The 19251-nt window shown below is 64.9% G+C and carries 21 protein-coding genes; 17 read left to right on the top strand and 4 right to left on the bottom strand.

Going from position 1 to position 19251, the window contains the following annotated elements; translation table 11 throughout:
- The first annotated feature begins 162 nt into the window (after nt 1–162).
- The 10 genes from M1D40_RS15345 to M1D40_RS15300 all read left to right on the top strand — a co-directional run bounded on the left by M1D40_RS15345 (nt 163) and on the right by M1D40_RS15300 (nt 10432).
- Entirely contained in the window at nt 163–1251 is a 1089-nt protein-coding gene (locus M1D40_RS15345) for a LacI family DNA-binding transcriptional regulator (RefSeq protein ID WP_461169387.1), read from the top strand.
- A gap of 78 nt (nt 1252–1329) precedes the next feature.
- Nucleotides 1330–2220: an SMP-30/gluconolactonase/LRE family protein gene (locus tag M1D40_RS15340; protein WP_461169386.1), complete on the top strand. Its 891-nt coding sequence runs from the start codon at nt 1330–1332 to the stop codon at nt 2218–2220.
- A gap of 86 nt (nt 2221–2306) precedes the next feature.
- Entirely contained in the window at nt 2307–3587 is a 1281-nt protein-coding gene (locus M1D40_RS15335) for an MFS transporter (RefSeq protein ID WP_461169385.1), read from the top strand.
- Nucleotides 3588–3667: 80 nt separating this feature from the next.
- Nucleotides 3668–4963 (top strand): MFS transporter, encoded by a 1296-nt coding sequence (locus M1D40_RS15330; RefSeq protein ID WP_461169384.1) that lies wholly within the window; start codon nt 3668–3670, stop codon nt 4961–4963.
- A gap of 45 nt (nt 4964–5008) precedes the next feature.
- Nucleotides 5009–5788: an SDR family oxidoreductase gene (locus tag M1D40_RS15325; protein WP_461169383.1), complete on the top strand. Its 780-nt coding sequence runs from the start codon at nt 5009–5011 to the stop codon at nt 5786–5788.
- Nucleotides 5789–5816: 28 nt separating this feature from the next.
- Nucleotides 5817–6749: a beta-keto acid cleavage family enzyme gene (locus tag M1D40_RS15320; protein WP_461169382.1), complete on the top strand. Its 933-nt coding sequence runs from the start codon at nt 5817–5819 to the stop codon at nt 6747–6749.
- Nucleotides 6750–6778: 29 nt separating this feature from the next.
- Entirely contained in the window at nt 6779–7573 is a 795-nt protein-coding gene (locus M1D40_RS15315) for a CoA transferase subunit A (RefSeq protein WP_461169381.1), read from the top strand.
- The gene (locus tag M1D40_RS15310; RefSeq protein WP_461169380.1) at nt 7573–8244 is read left to right on the top strand and encodes a CoA transferase subunit B; all 672 of its coding nucleotides are present in this window, start codon (nt 7573–7575) and stop codon (nt 8242–8244) included. The genes M1D40_RS15315 and M1D40_RS15310 overlap by 1 nt, the downstream gene beginning before the upstream one ends.
- Nucleotides 8245–8255: 11 nt before the next feature.
- The gene (locus M1D40_RS15305; protein ID WP_461169379.1) at nt 8256–9473 is read left to right on the top strand and encodes an acetyl-CoA C-acetyltransferase; all 1218 of its coding nucleotides are present in this window, start codon (nt 8256–8258) and stop codon (nt 9471–9473) included.
- Nucleotides 9470–10432, top strand: coding sequence for a glycerate kinase (locus M1D40_RS15300; RefSeq protein WP_461169378.1), 963 nt, complete (start codon nt 9470–9472; stop codon nt 10430–10432). Before M1D40_RS15305 ends, M1D40_RS15300 begins: the two co-directional genes overlap by 4 nt.
- On the opposite strand, the gene map is transcribed toward M1D40_RS15300, so the two are convergent.
- Complete coding sequence (gene map, locus M1D40_RS15295; RefSeq protein WP_461169377.1) at nt 10416–11183, bottom strand: type I methionyl aminopeptidase; 768 nt, start codon at nt 11181–11183, stop codon at nt 10416–10418. The genes M1D40_RS15300 and map overlap by 17 nt on opposite strands.
- Nucleotides 11184–11247: 64 nt before the next feature.
- On the opposite strand from map, the gene M1D40_RS15290 reads away from it, so the two are divergent.
- Nucleotides 11248–11550 (top strand): helix-turn-helix transcriptional regulator, encoded by a 303-nt coding sequence (locus tag M1D40_RS15290; protein ID WP_341393242.1) that lies wholly within the window; start codon nt 11248–11250, stop codon nt 11548–11550.
- On the opposite strand, the gene M1D40_RS15285 is transcribed toward M1D40_RS15290, so the two are convergent.
- Nucleotides 11547–12719 (bottom strand): MFS transporter, encoded by a 1173-nt coding sequence (locus M1D40_RS15285; protein WP_461169376.1) that lies wholly within the window; start codon nt 12717–12719, stop codon nt 11547–11549. The genes M1D40_RS15290 and M1D40_RS15285 overlap by 4 nt on opposite strands.
- Before the next feature lie 26 nt (nt 12720–12745).
- Between M1D40_RS15285 and M1D40_RS15280 the strand changes: the two genes are divergently transcribed.
- Nucleotides 12746–13333 carry a TetR/AcrR family transcriptional regulator gene (locus M1D40_RS15280; protein WP_461169375.1) on the top strand — a complete coding sequence of 196 codons (588 nt, stop codon included), beginning with the start codon at nt 12746–12748 and terminating at the stop codon, nt 13331–13333.
- Between the two features lie 10 nt (nt 13334–13343).
- On the opposite strand, the gene M1D40_RS15275 is transcribed toward M1D40_RS15280, so the two are convergent.
- Nucleotides 13344–14357, bottom strand: coding sequence for a S66 family peptidase (locus tag M1D40_RS15275; RefSeq protein ID WP_341393245.1), 1014 nt, complete (start codon nt 14355–14357; stop codon nt 13344–13346).
- A 91-nt stretch (nt 14358–14448) separates the two neighbouring features.
- On the opposite strand from M1D40_RS15275, the gene M1D40_RS15270 reads away from it, so the two are divergent.
- The 3 genes from M1D40_RS15270 to M1D40_RS15260 all read left to right on the top strand — a co-directional run bounded on the left by M1D40_RS15270 (nt 14449) and on the right by M1D40_RS15260 (nt 17360).
- Complete coding sequence (locus M1D40_RS15270) at nt 14449–14844, top strand: VOC family protein (protein WP_341393246.1); 396 nt, start codon at nt 14449–14451, stop codon at nt 14842–14844.
- A 100-nt stretch (nt 14845–14944) separates the two neighbouring features.
- On the top strand, nt 14945–15145 hold the full coding sequence (locus M1D40_RS15265) for a stress protein (RefSeq protein ID WP_341393247.1): 201 nt from the start codon (nt 14945–14947) through the stop codon (nt 15143–15145).
- A 517-nt stretch (nt 15146–15662) separates the two neighbouring features.
- Complete coding sequence (locus M1D40_RS15260; protein WP_341393248.1) at nt 15663–17360, top strand: BCCT family transporter; 1698 nt, start codon at nt 15663–15665, stop codon at nt 17358–17360.
- Between the two features lie 104 nt (nt 17361–17464).
- On the opposite strand, the gene M1D40_RS15255 is transcribed toward M1D40_RS15260, so the two are convergent.
- Nucleotides 17465–17911 (bottom strand): hypothetical protein, encoded by a 447-nt coding sequence (locus tag M1D40_RS15255; protein ID WP_461169374.1) that lies wholly within the window; start codon nt 17909–17911, stop codon nt 17465–17467.
- Between the two features lie 219 nt (nt 17912–18130).
- On the opposite strand from M1D40_RS15255, the gene M1D40_RS15250 reads away from it, so the two are divergent.
- Nucleotides 18131–18925 carry an SDR family NAD(P)-dependent oxidoreductase gene (locus M1D40_RS15250; protein WP_461169373.1) on the top strand — a complete coding sequence of 265 codons (795 nt, stop codon included), beginning with the start codon at nt 18131–18133 and terminating at the stop codon, nt 18923–18925.
- A 139-nt stretch (nt 18926–19064) separates the two neighbouring features.
- Entirely contained in the window at nt 19065–19208 is a 144-nt protein-coding gene (locus M1D40_RS15245) for a hypothetical protein (protein ID WP_461169372.1), read from the top strand.
- Nucleotides 19209–19251: the final 43 nt, after the last annotated feature.

Here is a 19251-nt window from a genome sequence, read left to right as displayed (position 1 = left end):
GGTACCCGAGCCAGGACTGCACAGGCTCACGGCCGGCCGGCACAACTCCAAGTGTGTCGGCTTGAAGAATTTACTTAACGTTGCTTAACCCTCTTGCGTGCCCTCTAATGGACACAGTGGCGCCCGTCACATCGATGATCGCAGAGCCGCGGAGGAGGCAGCATGACCGGCAGGGAAATCGCCGCCGCTGCGCCCGCCCAGACATCGGCAGAGGCGTCGGCGAGAATCAGCAAGATCTCCGCCGCCGCCGTCGCGCGTGCTTGCGGCGTATCCCCGGCGACCGTCAGCTACGTGATGAACGGCAGACCCGGGGTTTCGGCCGAAACCCGGCGGCACGTTGTCAAAATTGCCAACGAACTCGGTTTTCGCCCTGCCGGCCACGGCAATCTTCCCGACCCGCTGCTCACCCGAGTTGTGGGTCTGATCCTTCCGAATATCGTCAACCAGATGTATACCGGCTGGGCCCAGCACATCATCACCGCCACAGCGGCCGAGGGCTTCGAGGTTTTTGTTGCCACCACCCAGGATGACCCGGAGTCACTTGCTCAGATTGCGTCCACCTTGGCGGCGCGCAACGTCGACGGCGTCATCATCACTGCGGCGCTGCGCGAAGACTCGCGTGCGCTGCGCACCCTGAGGCAGAAACGCATTCCCTACGTTTATCTGTCCCGGCGCTCTGAGCACAGTCCCGGCGACTTCGTGGGAATTGACGACGACGCCGCTGCCTCCGAACTGATGTCCCATATCCTGGGCCATGGCTACACGGAAATTGCCACTGTCATTGGTCCGCGCTTCTCCACCGCATCGCTGGCCCGGGAACAGGCGTTTGTCCGTACGGCAGCGGCAGCGGGCATCACCATTTCCGGGGACCGGAAAATCAGCACCCGGCTCAATTCCGAAGGAGGGCTGGTGGCAGCGGAAAAGTTGCTCAACTCAGCGGCTCCGCCGCGGGCGATTGTGTGCGGCTCAGATGAAATCGCCATTGGCGTGATGGAACACGCACTGTCCCTGGGCCTTCGCATCCCGGAGGACCTCGCTGTGGCCGCCGGTGACGGACTACCCCACAGCCGCTCCCGGCTGATCGGTTTGACCACCATTGTGCAGCCGGTCAAAAAGATGGCCGAACTGGCCTTTTACCTGCTGCTGGACCAGATCACCACCCCGCGCAGCACCTACGCCCACGAGGTGTGCGACCACCATCTCCACTTGGGGACAAGCTGCGGCTGCCGGCCGGACCCGCCGGCAACGTAGGCAGTAACGCCACCACCGCGCACCCAGCGCCGATTACCCTTTCCAGCACCACCCAGATCCCAGAAGGGCCATATTGTCATGCTCCAATCACCGCACGTTGAGGTGCTGCTCGACATAAAAACCACGTTGGGCGAAGGCCCGATCTGGGATGCGGAGTCCCAGCGGTTGCACTGGATCGACAGTGCCGACGGGCGTATTTTCCGTGCCACCCATGACGGCAGGGAGCTCCGCTCCTGGGATGTGGGGGAGCCCATCGGCTCCATGGCGGTTTCCCGGGACAACAGTTTCTTCCTGGCCGCGCTGAGGAGTGGACTCCACCGGGTCGGCGTCGCGGACGGCGTGCAGGAACTGATCATTAACCCCGAACCCGATCTCCCCGACAACAGGCTGAACGACGGAAAGGTGGACCGGCAGGGACGCTTCGTCTTCGGCTCGATGGACACGCTGGAGGAGCAGGCCAGCGGAAAGTTGTACAGCTACACCCCGGAGGGGGAGCTCAACATCCTGGACAGCGGGATCGTGGTGTCCAACGGTCCGTGCTTCAGCCCGGACGGGCGCATCCTGTACTTCGCCGACACCTGGACCGGTCTGATTCGGGCCTATGACTACGATCCGGCAACCGGCCAGGCGAGCAACCGGCGCACCTTTGCCACCGTGGACACGAGCAGCGGCGGCGCCGCGGACGGGGCAACCGTTGATGCCGAGGGCTACCTCTGGCAGGCATTGGTCTACGGCGGAAAAATCATCCGGTACGCACCTGACGGCACGGTGGACCGGGTCATCCAAACCCCGGTCCTGAAGGTCACCAGCCTCGCCTTCGGCGGCCCCAATCTTGACACGCTGTTCGTCACATCCATGGCGCGGCCGCCGCTTCCCCGCTTCCCCCAAGACGGCCAGCAGCGCGGCTCACTCTTTGCTGTATCCGGCCTGGGCGTCCAAGGGCTCCCCGAACCGCGCTTCGGCGCCTGAGCAGAAAGCCCGCTGTGTCCTCCTCGCCAAAACGCTCCCGCCTGTCCCTGAAATCCGTCCATAGATACTCCTGGGTATCCCTTCTGGTGTGTTGGCTCATCTGGATCCTGAACGCCTATGACCGGGAAATCATCCTGCGCCTAGGCCCCACCATCTCGGAGACCTTCAACCTCTCGCCCGAGGCATGGGGCGGCATTGCCTCCGTGGTCATGCTCGCTCTGGCCGTCATGGCCATTCCGGGCGCCGCAATGAGTGATAAATATGGAAGCGGCTGGAAACGCGCGCGCTTCCAGGTTCCGCTCGTCATCGGCTACGCGGCCCTGTCCTTTATCTCCGGTTTCAAGTTCATCAGCCACAACATCGTTGCCTTCATTGCCCTGCGCGTGGGCGTCAACCTCGGTGCTGGCTGGGCCGAACCGGTGGGAGTCAGCAACACCGCCGAGTGGTGGCCCAAGGAGCGCCGGGGCTTTGCTTTGGGCGCGCACCACACGGGGTATCCGATCGGCTCCCTGCTGTCCGGGCTGGTGGCGGCCATGATCATTTCGCTCTTCGGACCGGAAAACTGGTCCTACGCCCTGTTCCTGGCCCTGATCATCGCCATCCCCCTGATGCTGTTCTGGGGAAAGTACTCCACGCCGGACAAAATCACGGCGCTGTACGCGGACATCGAGGCCCAGGGCCTCACCCCGCCGGAACTCGCCGACCCGGCAGCTGAGCGCCCCAAGGGGCTGTTGAAAAAAACGCTGAAGGAACGCACCATCATCCTGACGGCCGGCACCACGGCGCTCACGCAGATCGTCTACATGGGTATCAACATGGTCCTTCCTGCCTACCTGTTCAACGTCGTCGGTCTATCCCTGGCAGCATCCGCGGGCCTGAGCGTTGTTTTCGCCCTGACCGGCATCCTGGGCCAGATCATCTGGCCGACGCTCTCGGACATCATCGGCCGCAAAATCACCATCGTCATCTGCGGGGTGTGGATGGCGGCATCGGTTGCGGCGTTCTACTTCGCGACATCCTCGCTCCTGGTGGTCATCATCCAGCTCGCCTTCGGGCTTGTGGCCAACGCCGTCTGGCCGATCTATTACGCGGCCGCCTCGGACGCCGCTCCTAAGGGAGCTACGTCCACCGCCAACGGCATCATCACCACTGCCATGTTTATTGGCGGCGGAATCGCGCCGTTCCTCATGGGTCAGCTGATCACGCTGGGCGGAGGCTGGGAGGAGCGCACCGGCTACGTCGTCTGCTTCCTGGCCATGGCAGCACTGGCGCTCCTCGGCGTCTTGCTGCAGCTTTTCACCCGCAGCGACGCGCATTCCGGGAACCGGGCATCCGCGGAGCAAACCGAAGAGCCAGCCAACACTTAAACCCGCACTTTTCCTTCACTTCCCCGCGCCCTCTCACCGAAAGTTCCTTCACAATGTCCTCGACTGCGCAAACTACGGCCATGCGGCCGCAAGCTGTCATCAACAAGATCATTTTCCGCCGCGTCATGCCGCTGCTGATCGCCGCCTATGTCATGGCGTTCCTGGACCGGACCAACATCGGCATGGCCAAGGACCGGATGGAGATTGACCTCGGCATCTCCGCCACCGCGTACGGCATTGGCGCCGGCCTGTTCTTCCTGACCTATGCCCTCTCCGAAGTGCCGTCCAACCTGATCATGCATAAGGTCGGTGCCCGCTTCTGGATCATGCGCATCATGGTCACCTGGGGCATCCTCTCGGCCTGCATGGCACTGGTACAGGGCGAATGGTCCTTCTATATCCTGCGCATGCTGCTGGGCGTGGCCGAGGCCGGACTTTTCCCCGGCGTGATTTACTTCCTGACCCAGTGGTTCGTCGTCAAGGACCGGGCTAAGGCCAACGGCATGTTCCTGCTTGGTGTTTCGCTGGCCAACATCATCGGCGCCCCGCTCGGAGGGCTGCTGCTGACCATGGACGGCATTGGCGGCCTGCACGGCTGGCAGTGGATGTTCATCATTGAAGGCCTGCCGGCCTGCGCCCTGGCCTTCGTCGTCTGGAAGTACCTGCCGGACAAGCCCACCGACGCGAAGTTCCTGACCCGGGCGGAAGCCGAGGACCTCGAGGCCCGCATTGCAGCCGAGGAAAAAGCCGGGGCTGAGGCCTCCGGAAACTCCAAACTGCGCCACGTGCTCAAGGACAAGCAGATCCTACTGGTGGTGGGCATCTACTTCACCCACCAGATTGCCGTCTACGCGCTGAGCTTCTTCCTGCCCTCTATCATCGGCAGCTACGGCGAGCTGGGCACCGTCCAGATTGGGCTGCTCACCTCGGTGCCCTGGATCTTCTCCGCCGTGGGCGCCCTGCTGCTGCCCCGCCTGGCCACCAATGCATCGCGCTCCCGCCTGATCGCCACCTGCACCATGGTGGGCATCGTCGCCGGGTTCACGCTTGGCGCAGTCGGGGGACCGGTGCTCGGCATGATCGGGTTCTGCCTCGCCGCCTTCAACTTCTTTGCGCTGCAGCCGATCCTCTTCACCTACCCGGCAACCAGGCTGTCCGGCGCAGCACTGGCCGGCGGCATCGCCTTCGTCAACAGTGTTGGCCTGCTTGGCGGCTTCCTCGGCCCCTACATCATGGGCTTCATGGAAGATATCACCGGATCCAAGGTCGCCGGCCTCTGGTTCATCGTGGCCATGTGCGCCATTGGCGCCATCCTAACCCGCTCGCTCAAACGCGGCGCAGAAGACCCGGAAAAATCCGCCGTCGCAGCGCACTAACTCCTCGCCAACCCCAAACCTCCCAACCGTTTAGGAGCACCACCCATGGAATCCACCGGACTCGACTACACCGGACGCAAGGTCCTCGTCACCGCCGGCGCTGCCGGCATCGGCCTGGCCATCGCTACCCGGTTCCAGGAACTCGGTGCCGCTGTCTTTGTCACCGACATCAATCCGGCCGCCGTCGACGCCGCTCGTGCCGCCGGTTTCGCCGCTGTGGTCAGCGACGTTTCCAACGAGGACCAGGTCCGGGCCCTGATGGACACCGTGCGCGCCGAACTCGGCGGCCTGGACGTGCTGGTGAACAACGCCGGCATTGCAGGACCCACCGGGCCCATCGACACGCTGGAAGCAGAAGCCTGGAAAACCACCTTCGACGTCAACGTCCACGGCCAGTTCTACTGCATCAAGCACGCGCTGCCGCTGCTGCGCGCCGCGGAGCAGGCCGCCGTCGTCAACCTGTCCTCCGCAGCGGGACGGCTTGGCATGGCCGGACGCAGCCCCTACTCGGCCTCCAAATGGGCCATCGTGGGGCTGACCAAGACCCTGGCCATTGAGCTTGGCGAGGAAGGCATCCGGGTCAATGCGATATGCCCCGGCGCCGTCAACGGCCCCCGCATTGGCGCCGTCATCGAAGCCAAGGCCTCCATGCTGGACCGCCCGGTGGAAGAAGTCACCGATCTGTACCACCGCCAGTCATCACTGAACCGGTTGGTTGAGGCAGAGGACATTGCCAACATGGCCGTCTTCCTGGCCGGCAGCCTTGCCCGCAACGTCAACGGCCAGGCAATGGCCGTTGACGGCAACACCGAAAAACTCTACTGACCGCTGCTCCACCACGTAAGGAACCAACATGGCCACGAAGCGTAAAGTCATCATCACCTCCGCCGTCACCGGCGCCATTCACACCCCCACCATGTCCCCGCACCTGCCGGTTACGGCTGACGAAATTGCCGAAGCGGCAATCGGTGCGGCAAAGGCCGGAGCAGCAATTGTGCACATGCACGCCCGCGATCCCAAGGATGGCCGGCCGTCCCAGGACCCCAAGAACTTTGAGCCGATCCTGAACAAGCTCAAGGCCAACACCGACGCGGTCATTAACATCACCACCGGGGGTTCCCCGCACATGACGGTGGAGGAGCGGATGCTGCCGGCGTCCACGTTCAAGCCGGAACTGGCATCCCTGAACATGGGATCCATGAACTTTGGCCTGTACCCGATGCTGGAGCGGTACTCCGAGTTTCAGCACGAGTGGGAGAGGGAAGGGCTGGAGAAGTCCCGGGACCTGGTCTTCAAGAACACGTTCGCGGACATCGAGAACATCCTGACCATCGGCAACGCCAACGGCACCCGCTTCGAGTTTGAGTGCTACGACATCTCGCACCTGAACAATTTGGCGCATTTCCACGGCCGCGGACTGGCCCGTGGGCCGCTGTTCGTGCAGTCCGTGTTCGGCCTGCTCGGAGGCATCGGCGCTCATCCCGAAGACCTGATGCACATGCGCCGCACAGCTGACCGGCTCTTCGGCGCGGACTACCAGTGGTCCATTCTGGGCGCCGGCAAGAACCAAATGCCGCTGGCCACCATCGGCGCGGCCATGGGATCCCACGTCCGCGTGGGGCTGGAGGATTCCCTGTGGATTGGCCCCGGCCAGCTCGCCGCATCCAACGCCGAGCAGGTCACCCGCATCCGCACCATCGTGGAAGCCCTGAATTTTGAGGTGGCCACCCCAGACGAAGCCCGCGAAATGCTGCAGCTGAAGGGCAGCACCAATGTTGGCTTCTAACCCGCTTCCCGAGAAGAAAGACCGCGACCGTGGATAAGACATACAGCTCCGCCGCAGCCGCCGTCGCCGACATTCCCCGCGGCGCATCCCTCGCCGTGGGCGGATTCGGCCTGTGCGGAGTGCCATCGGCCCTGATTACCGCACTGCGCGAACAGGGCACCGGAGACCTGGAACTGGTATCCAACAACTGCGGCGTGGATGACTGGGGGCTGGGCGTCCTGCTTGCCGACCGCCGGGTCCGCCGTGTGGTCGCATCCTACGTCGGGGAAAACCGCGAATTCGCGCGCCAGTACCTGGCCGGTGAACTGGAGGTTGAACTCACTCCGCAGGGCACCCTCGCCGAACGCCTCCGCGCCGGCGGGTCGGGGATTCCCGCCTTCTACACCGCCACCGGCGTGGGCACCCAGATCGCCGACGGCGGTCTGCCCTGGAAATACGACGGCGACGGTTCCGTCGCGGTCGCGTCTCCGGCCAAACCGACCGCCGAATTCAGTGTGGGCGGCGACACCGGCCAGTACGTCCTCGAAGAGGCACTGGTCACCGACTATGCGCTGGTGCGTGCGGCGAAGGGGGACCGGCAAGGCAACCTGGTCTTCCACAGTGCCGCCCGCAACTTCAACCCGCTGTGTGCGATGGCGGGAAGAATCACCATTGCAGAAGTCGAGGAACTGGTGGATCCGGGAGAGCTTGACCCGGACGAAATCCACCTGCCGGGCGTCTACGTACACCGGGTGGTGCTCCTGACCCCGGAGCAGATCACCGCCAAACGGATCGAAAAACGAACCACCAGTCCCGAACCACGTCACGAAACGGAGCGCAACTAATGTCAGCTGACAAAGGCTGGAGCCGCAGCGAAATGGCTGCCCGGGCCGCACGGGAACTCGAGGACGGAAGCTACGTTAACCTCGGGATCGGCCTGCCCACCCTGGTGCCGAATTACGTGCCCGACGACGTCGAAATCACCCTGCAGTCCGAAAACGGTCTGCTCGGGCTCGGTCCCTATCCAGTGGACGCGGAGGTGGACCCGGACCTCATCAACGCCGGCAAGGAAACGGTGACCCTGCGCCGCGGAGCTTCCACGTTTGACTCCGCCATGAGCTTTGGCATGATCCGCAGCGGCAAGATCGACGCCGCCATCCTGGGTGCCATGCAGGTCTCGGCCACTGGGGATCTGGCGAACTGGGCCATTCCCGGGAAGATGATCAAGGGCATGGGAGGGGCCATGGACCTGGTCCACGGCGCCCGCAGGATCATTGTCCTGATGGAGCACATGGCCAAGGACGGCACCCCCAAGATCGTCCGCGAATGCTCGCTGCCCTACACCGGCCGCGGCGTGGTCAACCGGATCATCACTGACCTTGCCGTTCTGGACGTGGTTTCCGGCGAGGGGCTCGTGCTGCGCGAACTGGCGCCGGACGTTTCCGTGGCGACCGTCCGCGCCGCCACGGAGGCCGAATTCATCGTCGATACCCGCCTGACCCAACCCGCACGCTGAACAGGACCCCCATGGCGCACACTCCAGATCCCCGCAACCGGACCGTCATTGTCGGCGGCGCCCGCACCCCCTTCGGCAGATTCCTCGGCGGCCTGTCCAGCCTCCCCGCAACGGAACTTGGCGCCGCTGCCATCCGTGCGGCGCTGGAGCGTTACAACGTTCCGGCCGCAGCCGTGGACCATGTGGTCCTGGGACAGGTCCTCACTGCCGGCGCCGGCCAAATACCGGCCCGCCAGGCAGCCAGCCTGGCCGGCCTGGACATGAGCGTTCCGGCCACCAACGTGAATAAGGTCTGTCTATCCGGCATCGCCGCAATTGCGGACGCCGACCGGATGATCCGCACCGGCGCCGCGAAGGTGGTGATCGCCGGCGGTATGGAATCCATGTCCCAAGCACCCCACCTGCTGCCCGCATCGCGCACCGGAAACCGCTACGGTGATTTCACCGCAGCGGACTCGATGAACCATGACGGCCTGTGGGATTACTTCACGGACCAGTCCATGGGGGCACTGACCGACAGCGCCAATAACTCCGGGGACGGTTTCAGCCGCCCGCAGCAGGACGGGTTCGCGGCGCTCAGCCACCAGCGTGCCGCCCGCGCGCAGGAGAACGGCACGTTTGACGCCGAAATAACCCCGGTCGATGTTCCCCTGCGACGGGGCCGGACCATAACCGTTTCTGCTGATGAATCCGTCCGGACCGACGTCAGCGCCGAATCACTGGCCGGACTCCGCCCTGCTTTTGGCGCGGAGGGCACCATTACGGCGGCCACGGCGTCACCCATTTCCGACGGCGCCGCCGTGGTCATCCTGATGAGCCGGGCACGGGCCGAAGAACTCGGGCTGCCATGGCTGGCCGAAATCGGCGAATACGCCTGCGTTGCCGGACCCGATTCAACCCTGCAGTACCAGCCCGCCCGGGCCATCCAGCAGGCGGCGTCACGGGAAGGACTGGCACCGGCGGACCTGGACGTCATCGAGATCAACGAGGCCTTCGCGCTGGTGGGACTCGCCAGCGCCGGCATGCTGGGGGTGCCGGCGGAAAAGATCAACGCCAACGGCGGGGCACTGGCACTGGGGCACCCGATTGGGGCCTCCGGCGCTCGACTGGTGCTGCATGCAGCACTGGAACTGAGTCGCCGGGGATCGGGCACCGGCGTTGCGGCGCTGTGCGGCGGCGGAGGACAGGGCGACGCAATGATCCTGCACGCACCGAACCGCACCCCGTGAACATCTTGGTTGCGCCGGACAGCTTCAAGGGCACGTACACCGCCGCCGAGGTGGCGGCGAACATCGCGGCGGGGATCCGCTCAGCGGGGGGATCCGCCGAGGAGATGCCTGTTGCCGACGGAGGGGAGGGAACGTTCGATGTGGTCTTCCGCGGCTTGGATGCCAGGCCCCTATCCCTGCGGACGGTCGGTCCCTGGGGCGATGCAGCCGAGGCGGTCATCGGAATCAGCGAATCAGGCACGGCCATCGTGGAACTGGCTTCCGCCAGCGGCCTGAACATGCCCGCCAGCGGGAAGCGGGACCCGGTGGCGGCGAGCACCTACGGCACCGGCGTCCTGGTGGCCGAGGCGGCCCGTCGCGGTGCCCGCAGGATTCTGGTGGCTGCCGGCGGATCGGCAACGACCGACGGCGGCGCGGGCGCGATCCGGGCCATCGACGACGGCGGCGGGCTGCGCGGCGCCGAACTGGTTGTCCTGTCGGATGTCACCACCCGCTTCACCGACGCCGCCCGCGTCTTTGGGCCGCAGAAGGGTGCGGGCCCGGCAACGGTGGAGCTGCTGGCCATGAGGCTTGAAGAGCTGTCCGGCACCCTGAAACGCGACCCGCGCGGCGTGGACCGGTCCGGTGCCGCGGGCGGATTCGCCGGCGGCATGTGGGCCCAGTACGACGCCGCCCTGGTTTCCGGCGCGGACTTCGTCCTGGACCTGCTGGGAGCCGACGCGCGGATCGCCGCCAGTGACGCCGTCGTCGTCGGCGAAGGCCGGCTGGACTCCCAAACCGGGCACGGCAAGATCATTGCCGCCCTCCTGGCCCGCAGCGGTCCGGTCCCTGTTTATGCGGTGGTGGGCTCGGTCCATGAGGATCTCGGCAGCTACGCCGACAGGTTCGCCGGCATCATTATTGCCAGCGACGGCCCGGCCATGGTGAGGGCAGGAGCGGCAATCAGCGGGGCAGGGTGAGGATTTCAGCGCCGTCGTCGGTGATCGCGATCGTGTGTTCGCTGTGCGCGGTCCGGCATCCGGTGGCACTGCGGAGGGTCCAGCCGTCGGCGTCGGTCACGAGTTCTGCCGTGTCTGCCATCACCCACGGCTCCAGAGCCAGCAGCAGCCCGGGGCGCAGCTTGTAGCCCCGCCCGGGCCGGCCGGAGTTTGAAATGTGCGGATCCTGGTGCATGGTCGATCCGACGCCGTGACCGCCAAATTCAGTGTTCACCGGATAGCCGGCGGCGCTAAGGACGGTGCCGATGACATAAGAGATGTCGCCGATCCGGGCGCCGGGTTTGGCAGCCGCGATTCCCGCCTTCAGGGCGCGTTCCGTGGTGGTGATCATCGCTGCATCCTGCGCCGCCTGCGAACCCACCGTGAAGCTGATGGCCGAGTCTGCAACAACTCCGCCCAGGGATACCGCCAGGTCGAGGGAGACCAGATCGCCGTCGGCCAGTGAATAGTTGTGCGGTAGTCCGTGCAGCACTGCATCATTCACCGACGTGCAAATGTAGTGGCCAAACGGTCCCCGGCCGAAGGAGGGTGCGTAGTCGACGTAGCAGGAGACGGCTCCGGCTTCGAGAATCATGGCCTTGGCCCACCGGTCGATGTCCAAGAGGTTGGTTCCCACCGCGCTGCGGCTCTTCAGCGTCTGCAGGATGTTCGCGACCAGCGCGCCTGTTTCCCTGGCGCGGACCAGCTCGGCGGGAGTCATGATCTCGATCATGCGGGACCTTTCTGTTCTCCAATAACTATCCCGGCAATGGTATCCCGGTATTACTATTGGAGCCATGGTCAGATTGCCGCTTACTCCCGCCGAGGTCGAACGCGGCCAGCGTCTGGGCGTTTTGCTGCGCCGTGCGAGGGGAGAGCGCCCCATGCTGCAGACTGCGCTCGACGCCGGCGTATCACCTGAGACGCTGCGGAAAATCGAAGCGGGCCGCGTGGCCACCCCTGCCTTTCCCACCATCGCCGCCATTGCAGATGTCCTCGGACTTTCCCTCGATGAGGTCTGGGCCGAGGTTAGCCGGCCCGGCCATGGCGCTGTGCCTAACGGAACCGGCCCCGGCGCCGGGGAGCGGCTGGCTTCCTAGCGCTGCTCTCCGCGGGGTGCGAAGCCCAGGGCCCCGACGGCGCAGACGACGGCGGCGGACAGGAATGCCGGCCCAAAACCCCCTGCGTCGATCAGCGCCCCGGTCAGGGCCGAACCTGCCGACTGCCCCAGAACGAGGCTGGTAAACAGGACGGAAGTTCCGGCAGCGCTGCTGGTTGAGACGCGCCCCGCCCAGATGATGAGCACCGAGGTTGCGCTCGTGTAGGCGAGGCCGAAGAGCGCCGAGGCCGTGAAGCTGAGGGCGGCAAGGTGCGGCGCCGCGGCAAAGGCGCCCGTGGCGGCGGCGACCGCCAGTACTGTCACGCGCCAGGTTGTCCTGGTCCGGTGCCGGGCGAGCCAGGGGGCCGCCAGGACCGCAGCAGCTCCGCCCAGCCCCAGTGCAATCCAGGCACCTGCGGTGACGGCGGAAGGCAGGCCGCCCTGGTTTTCGAGCAGGGTCCGGCCATGCACCCAGACGGCGGCGGAGCCGGTGCCGAAAATGAAGGCGGCGGTCACGGGGCGCCGGAGGGTCCGTGCAGTCAGCGCGCGGGGTGGCTGTCCGGCGTCGTTGCTGCTCCGACCGGAAGCGGAAAGGTCTTTGGATGTGTCTGCGCGCAGTACGCCGATCATGGCTGCGAGCGTGATGACGGCTATGAGCACCCAGGCCAGCCGCCACGAGGTCCCGAAGCCGAGGGCAAGTATCCCGGCCGCAACCACCCCAAACCCGGTTCCCGAATTCACCACCGACTGGAGCTTTTTCTGGTCCTCGTCTGCAGTGTTGCGCTGGACCAGTTCCACCAGGGCCGGGGACGCGAAGCCGGCCCCCACCCCCGCCACCAGGACGGCTCCGGAAAAAAGCAGCGTGCTCTGGGCCGCGGCGATGCCTGCGCTGCCCAGGGCCGCCGTCGTGCCGGCCAGCAGGGTCATGAGGCGGGGACGGCTTGGGGCATACCGGAAGCCGGCCAGGGCTGCCGCACAGTAGAGCACCGATGTTCCGGATGCCAGCAGCCCGCCCACCGTGGGGCTGAGGGTGAAGGCGGTCGAAAAGGCGGGCAGGAAAAGGCCGTAGCCGAGCCGTGCCAAGCCGTAGGTGGCAGCGATCAGCGCGACGGCACCCACTGCAAACAGAGGGCCGGCCTGGCGGGTGCGGGGCTGTAACGTGCGTTTCATTGAAACGAACGTTATAGTCTTGAGGCATGACAACGCAACCGACAGCCCGCGAACGTCTTCTGGATGCCGCCGATGACCTTGCCTTTACCCGGGGGGTTGCGGCAACGCCGGTCGACGAGATTCTTCGGCGGGCCAACGTCGCCCCTGCCACTCTGTATGCGCACTTCGGAAACAAGGAAGGACTCATTGTTTCCGCGCTGCTGCGCAGGCTCGCGCGCTGGGATGAGGTTTGGCAGCAGGAAATTGATGAGGCGACGACGCCGGAACGAAAGCTGTTGGCGGTGCTGCCGGCCATCAAACGCTTCCGGCAGGGGGCCAGTGCTGCGCGGTGGTGTGCGTTCCTCGGCGTCACTGCCGAATCACCGGATCCGGGGCAGGGGCTCCGGGAGGCGCTGTCCGGTGACACACACTTGCTGACCGGCCGCCTCCGCGAGCTTTCCGTACCCGTCGTCGGTGCAGGGGATGCCGACCGGCTGGCCGGGCAGCTGGTGCTGATCTTTACCGGCGTGCTGGGCATGATTCTTCGCGGAACGGACACTGAAGCCGCCGTCGACATGGGGCTGCGCACTGCCGAAGCGGTCATCGCTGCCGTCGCGGGCGGCCAGAGCGGATAGCGGGGAGGGGTTATCCGTCCGGCCGGTGCGCGAATTCCAGGGCACAGCCGTCAGGCCCCGTCTCCAGGTTTGCCCAGCCGCCGATCGGGAGGGTGAACATCGGGCTGGTGTGTCCGAAGTCCAGGTTCGCTAGGACCGGCTTGCCCTCCAGCAGGGGGAACTTTGCGATGAGCGCCTCCAGCTCTCCGCGGCCGACCTCGGATTCCAGCTGGAACCTGCCGATGGCCAGCGCGGCGATTCGGTCGGCGCCGGGCTGCTGCAGCAGGCTGGCCAGCTGGCGGGCGAAGTCATGCAGGTCCGCGCCGGAGTCTTCCTCCAAAAAAACCACGCATCCGGCCAGCTCCGGCATCATGGCGGTTCCGGCGAGAAGATTGAAAGTACTGAGGTTTCCACCCACCACCACGCCTGCAGCGGAACCCTCCCGGAGCACCCAGGGGCCGTCCGTGCGATGCACCGTGCGCGCGTCCTGGTCCATGAACCACAAGTCATCGGTATAGGTTTCCGCGGGAGCAACGCTCCAGCGGTCGCCTCCGGTGGCTGCAGCGAACCACTGGCCGGTGGGCTCAAAGTGGTCGCGCATCCCGAAAGTCGACCAGTGCGGACCTATGTAGGTCAGCAGTCCGGTCATGGCGTACAAGGCGTTGGCCAGAACGGTGAAGTCCGAGTAACCGCAGAAGACCTTAGGATTCGCCGCAATGAGTTTCCAGTCCAGATAGGGCAGCAGCTCATTGGAGTTAAAGCCGCCAATGACACTGAGGATGCCGTTTACCGCGGGATCGGCGAAAGCTTCATGCAGGTCAGCGACGCGGGAGGCGATGGGTGCACTGAGGAAAGCGTCGTGCGCTTCGATGTTCGTACCGAAATCCAGGGAAAAGCCCATGTCGGTCATCCGCTGATTGATCCAAGCGGTGTTGTCGTACTCCATGACGAAGGTACGGGAGAAGCTTGGGGCGATGGCCCGCAGCGTATCCCCGGCCTTCAAGCGGGCAGGGACGATGGTTTTGTGGGTGGTGGATTCCGGCATGAACCCAACCTAGCGGCCGCACGCCGGTGAATCCGGATCGAAACGGCCCTGGGCCGGTGGACCCGCTGCTGAACGGCACTAGGCTGGCGCCATGACAGCCCTCATCTCCCACACGTCCTTCGACAGTCTTGACGCCTTCGCCCAGTCACGGTTCTGGGCGGAGGTGCTGGGCTTCCGGGAAGACCCGAATGACCCGAATGCGCCCGGGGACGAGGAATGCATGATCTTCTCGCCGGACGGTTCCCAGCGGCTGCTGTTTATTGAAGTGCCGGACGCCAAGCAGATTAAGAACCGGGTCCACCTGGACTTGCAGCCGGCTGACGGCAGCCGCGACCAGGAGCTCGAGCAGTTGCTCGCCCTGGGAGCCCGCGAAGTTGATGACCGGCGTCTCCCCGACGGTACGGGATGGGTGGTGCTGGCCGATCCCGAGGGCAATGAATTCTGCATTCTGCGCAGCGACGCCGAACGTCGGGCAGCAGTTCGATGAAAGAGATGCTAAGTGGGCTTAGCGTTTGGCTTTTTGCTCGGGATGTCCTAAATTAGTTTGCGTAAGTTGTCGATACGCAGACGAAAAGAAGGAGAGCGTTATGGCTGACCAGAACAATCCCGGACAATTCGGAAACCGCAACGACACTGAAGAGCAGGCCTCAAAGGGCGGGCAGGCCAGCACGGGAAGTTTCGGCAGTGCAAACAGTGCCGACCCGAGCGAGGCAGGCCGAAAGGGCGCGGAAGCGCAGCCCACTGAAGCCAAGGCTCAGGGCGGGGAAAACAGCCATAACGGCAGTTAGTATCCGCTGACAGAAACGGAGAGGAAGCCAAGCTTCCTCTCCGTTTCCCTGTTAAGTTCGTCTATTTAAAGGGGCAGGAACACCGGCCATCGCGGGCTTGCCCCTCGACCGCCCCCGAGGACCGGAAGTTACGGGAGGCTGCACTGCCGCCGCATACTATGTCACGCCGGCCGTGGCTTTTAATCCATTGTGACGGAATTTGACGAACTTTAGCGCCGAAGTGTTCTGCTACGGACGGCATTCACGCTTTCCCGGAAATCGGAGTTGTCATAACTCTTGGGTAGTGTCATTGCTTATGAATTCCGACTCTTCACCACCAGAGCACGCCTCAGGCCGTACTGACGGGTCATCCTCCTCCGGTTTCCCGGAGCGGAGACCCGCCGGTAGCCGGCCGGTTGAACGTGTAAAAAAAGCACTGCGGCATGCTGCCTCGGAACCAACTTTTGGCATTCATCCCGGGCTCGTGCCGGGAATCAGCGTCGAGGACACAGGGGTCAGCTTTCCAACGCGGCGCAGCGTGTTCGTTGTCGCGCTGGCCGTTTCGCTGGCGGTGCTGGCGTGGGCGACCCTTGCGCCGGACAATCTCAACCTGGTGGGCATCACCATGCAGGGCTGGGTGGTGACCCACTTCGGCTGGCTGTTCAACGCCACCGTGGTTGCCATTGTTGTGTTCATGCTGGTTGTGGGTTTTGGACCCACCGGCAAGATCCGCCTCGGTGCCGATGACAGCACGCCCGAGTACTCCACTGTTTCGTGGATCTCCATGCTGTTCGCCGCCGGCCTTGGCATCGGCCTGATCTTCTATGGACCGATGGAACCGCTCAGCCACTTCCTGAGCCCTCCGCCTTCAACGGATGCCGAGGCAGGCACCTCCGACGCCATCCTGCCGGCCATGACGGATGCCTTCCTGCACCAGGCCAGCATTGCCTGGTGCATCTACGCACTGGTGGGCGGCGCCTTGGCCTACGCCTCGTACCGCCGCGGCCGCCTGCCGCTGATCTCCTCACTGTTTGAACCGGTGTTCCCGGACGGCAACAACCGCGTCCTGGGCAAGATCATTGATATCTTTGCGGTCCTGGTGACCCTGTTCGGGACTGCGACGTCGCTGGGTATCGGCGCGCTGCAGATCCGCACCGGAGTTTCGATCATTACCGGCCAGGAACTGGGCAACGGATTTGTTGTGGCTGCCATCAGTCTCTTGACGATTGTCTTTACCGTTTCCGCCGTGGCGGGCATCAAAAAGGGCATTCGGCTGATGTCCAACGCCAACATGACCCTGGTGATCCTGCTGGCCGTGTTCGTTCTGCTGGCCGGGCCAACGTTCTTCGTGCTCGATCTGCTGCCGGCCTCGCTCATCGCGTTTGTCGGCAACATGCCGGACATGCTCACCGTCTTTGCCGGGCAGGGCGCCGGGGAAGAGGAATACCTGACTGCCTGGACCACTCTGTACTGGGCCTGGTGGATCTCCTGGTCCCCGTTTGTTGGAATGTTCATCGCCAAAATCTCCAAGGGCCGGACCCTGCGCCAGTTCGTCACCGTTGTGGTCTTTGTTCCCTCAGCGATCTCCATCGCTTGGTTCACGGTCTTCGGCGGCAGCGCAATCTGGATGAACCAGAACGGCCTGGACATGACAGTGAAGGCGGCGGGGGAGAACGTCATGTTCGACCTGCTCGGCCATCTTCCCTTCAGCTCCGTAACATCGGTTATCTGCCTCATCGCCATTCTGGTCTTCTTCGTCACCGCCGCGGACTCCGCCGCCAACGTCATGGGTTCCATGTCCCAGTCCGGCCGGGCCGTGCCCTCGAAGCCGGTAACCATCGTCTGGGCGGCTGCACTCGGGTTGATCTCCATGGCCCTGTTGCTGGCCGGCGGCCGGAATGCACTCTCGGGTCTCCAATCCATCATGGTGACCTGCGCCCTGCCGTTCACGATCATTCTGATCGGAGTGATGGTTTCGTGGGCCAAGGACCTCCGCAACGATCCCTACATGATCCGGCGCCGGTATGCGCTGGAGGCGATCAGCGGCGGCGTGCGCCGCGGCATTGACGAGCACGGCGACGACTTCGTGTTCGGTGCTGCCCACGTGCCGGAGGCCGAAGGTGCCGGCGCGGACTTTGAGAGCGACGACCCCGCCCTCACCGAGTGGTACACGGACAGTGTCCAGGAACCGGACGAGGAGCAGCCGGACAAGGTCAAGGCCGGCGCCGCGGACTAGCACTCGAGCGGACAACCGGATCTAAGACAGAACCGGATCTAAACGGAAGCGGGAACCCGGAGGTTCCCGCTTCCGTGCTTAACCATCGTGCTGCAACAACCGGATCATGCCGCTTCGCCAAGCTGGACACGCCACTGGTACCACCGCTGCGCCGCCATGACCGTAACAAAGACAGGCAGCGTGGGAATCAGCGGCCCGGACACTGCGGCCAGGACTGCCACCACACCCCACAGGACGGCCGTCGCAACCGCCCATCCGGCGACGCCGCGGGTCATAACCCGGGGCGGAGTTTCCTTACCGGTGGCATAACTGTTCCGCAGTTCCAGCCAGGCCGCCCGCCCGAGGGGGAACAGGACCAGCGGCACTATCCCCAGCACAATCAGCGTGGCTACGCAGGAAGAGGCTCCGAGAACTTCCAGCGGAATGCGCGCCCCGGGGGCGATCAGAAACAGCAGCAGGACAAGCCAGAGCCAGAACCGCCGCCGTTTGGGAGGCAGCTCGGCCCACGTTGGGTTCCACCCCGACATTGAGGAATCGGTGCCCCCGGTCATCCGGCCTCCTGAGGATCAAACACGGATCAAACACTCTGTATGCGCCCGCCGAGGCTACGGGCCGCACTGGTCTTCGTCAACGCAGCGCCCGCGGAGCTGGTTGCGGGCGTGGCGTGCGGCTGGCAGGCTGAAACCCCGGGCTGCGGATGGGGCAGCCGGAAACCCGTTCCGCCCGCACTTTAGCCGTGATCGGGTAGGAGCGACAGGAAGGGCAGCATCGTGCAACTGGCAGGAAACGTCGCCATCGTGACTGGTGGCTCCAAAGGCATCGGCTATGCCGTCGCGGACTATCTCATGGCCCACGGCGCCGACGTCGTCATCTCCTCCCGCACTCCGCCGGAGGTGGAGGCCGCGGCGGAGAATCTCACCGCCGCCCATCCCGGGCGCCGCGCGCTTCCGGTGGTCGCCGACGTCGCGGCGGCCGCGGACGTGGAACGGATGTACGGGGTTGCCGAGGACGAGCTCGGACCGGTTGCCGTCGTCGCCAATGTGGCCGGCAATTACAGTCTCGGGGAGATCGCCGATCTGCCCGACGACGACTGGAACGCCGTGCTGGCCACCCACCTGACCGGGACATTCCTGAGTACGCGGGCGGCGATCCGTCGGATGCGCACCAGCGGCACCGCCGGCGCCGTCGTTAACATCGGTGCCGTTGACGTGTACGGGACCACCCGCGGCAACGCGCACTACGCCGCTGCCAAAGCCGGGATCCTGAAGTTCACCCAAGTGGCAGCCCTTGAAGCCGGCCGCTACGGCATCCGGGTTAACTCCGTCTCCCCGGGAGTGGTGCCGGCGGAGGGTGCCCTGCCCCGGGCCATGACGGAGGCTTTCCACCGCAGCTTTGCCATTGACCGGATGGGTGAACCGTCCGACGTCGCCAAGGCAGTGGTCTTCCTGGCCTCCGACTACGCCGCCTGGATCACCGGCGTCGATCTCCTGGTCGACGGCGGCACCCACCTGCGCGGGCTGCCCGACTACGCCGAGCACCTTCTTGGCGGAACGGGTGATCGGTGACAGCGGTCCGCCGGCTCCCGCGGCGCCCCCGCCCTCACCAACTCCGCGGCAGGAGTCGGGCCTCCGGTAGGGTGGGCCGGGCCACTGAAAGCCACCGGTTCGATTAACGCCGCCGCACATGTTTTAGGAGAGGCTGGTCATGCAGCAGAAAACAAACCGTCTGTTTCTTGGCACCTTTATCGGGCTGGCAGTTCTGGGATCGGCTCTCCTGCTGTCGCTTCCGGCACTTTTCAGCCCGCACGATCCCGCCCAGCTGTGGCTGACGGGGCCCTGGGCGGATTGACCCTGCTGCTCGCAGTTGCCGTCCTCGTGATGCGTTTCCGGCA

The organism is Arthrobacter sp. Z1-15 (assembly GCF_054792395.1).
Note: the sequence above shows the minus strand (reverse complement) of the source record. Positions and strands in the feature narration are given on the sequence as shown.

Excerpts from the sequence above, each read along its gene's own strand:
- M1D40_RS15345 (WP_461169387.1), top strand. The coding sequence starts at position 163 with ATGACCGGCAGGGAAATCGCCGCCGCTGCGCCCGCCCAGACATCGGCA.
- M1D40_RS15340 (WP_461169386.1), top strand. The coding sequence starts at position 1,330 with ATGCTCCAATCACCGCACGTTGAGGTGCTGCTCGACATAAAAACCACG.
- M1D40_RS15330 (WP_461169384.1), top strand. The coding sequence starts at position 3,668 with ATGCGGCCGCAAGCTGTCATCAACAAGATCATTTTCCGCCGCGTCATG.
- M1D40_RS15325 (WP_461169383.1), top strand. The coding sequence starts at position 5,009 with ATGGAATCCACCGGACTCGACTACACCGGACGCAAGGTCCTCGTCACC.
- M1D40_RS15320 (WP_461169382.1), top strand. The coding sequence starts at position 5,817 with ATGGCCACGAAGCGTAAAGTCATCATCACCTCCGCCGTCACCGGCGCC.
- M1D40_RS15310 (WP_461169380.1), top strand. The coding sequence starts at position 7,573 with ATGTCAGCTGACAAAGGCTGGAGCCGCAGCGAAATGGCTGCCCGGGCC.
- M1D40_RS15305 (WP_461169379.1), top strand. The coding sequence starts at position 8,256 with ATGGCGCACACTCCAGATCCCCGCAACCGGACCGTCATTGTCGGCGGC.
- map (WP_461169377.1), bottom strand. The coding sequence starts at position 11,183 with ATGATCGAGATCATGACTCCCGCCGAGCTGGTCCGCGCCAGGGAAACA.
- M1D40_RS15290 (WP_341393242.1), top strand. The coding sequence starts at position 11,248 with ATGGTCAGATTGCCGCTTACTCCCGCCGAGGTCGAACGCGGCCAGCGT.
- M1D40_RS15285 (WP_461169376.1), bottom strand. The coding sequence starts at position 12,719 with ATGAAACGCACGTTACAGCCCCGCACCCGCCAGGCCGGCCCTCTGTTT.
- M1D40_RS15280 (WP_461169375.1), top strand. The coding sequence starts at position 12,746 with ATGACAACGCAACCGACAGCCCGCGAACGTCTTCTGGATGCCGCCGAT.
- M1D40_RS15275 (WP_341393245.1), bottom strand. The coding sequence starts at position 14,357 with ATGCCGGAATCCACCACCCACAAAACCATCGTCCCTGCCCGCTTGAAG.
- M1D40_RS15270 (WP_341393246.1), top strand. The coding sequence starts at position 14,449 with ATGACAGCCCTCATCTCCCACACGTCCTTCGACAGTCTTGACGCCTTC.
- M1D40_RS15265 (WP_341393247.1), top strand. The coding sequence starts at position 14,945 with ATGGCTGACCAGAACAATCCCGGACAATTCGGAAACCGCAACGACACT.
- M1D40_RS15255 (WP_461169374.1), bottom strand. The coding sequence starts at position 17,911 with ATGACCGGGGGCACCGATTCCTCAATGTCGGGGTGGAACCCAACGTGG.
- M1D40_RS15245 (WP_461169372.1), top strand. The coding sequence starts at position 19,065 with ATGCAGCAGAAAACAAACCGTCTGTTTCTTGGCACCTTTATCGGGCTG.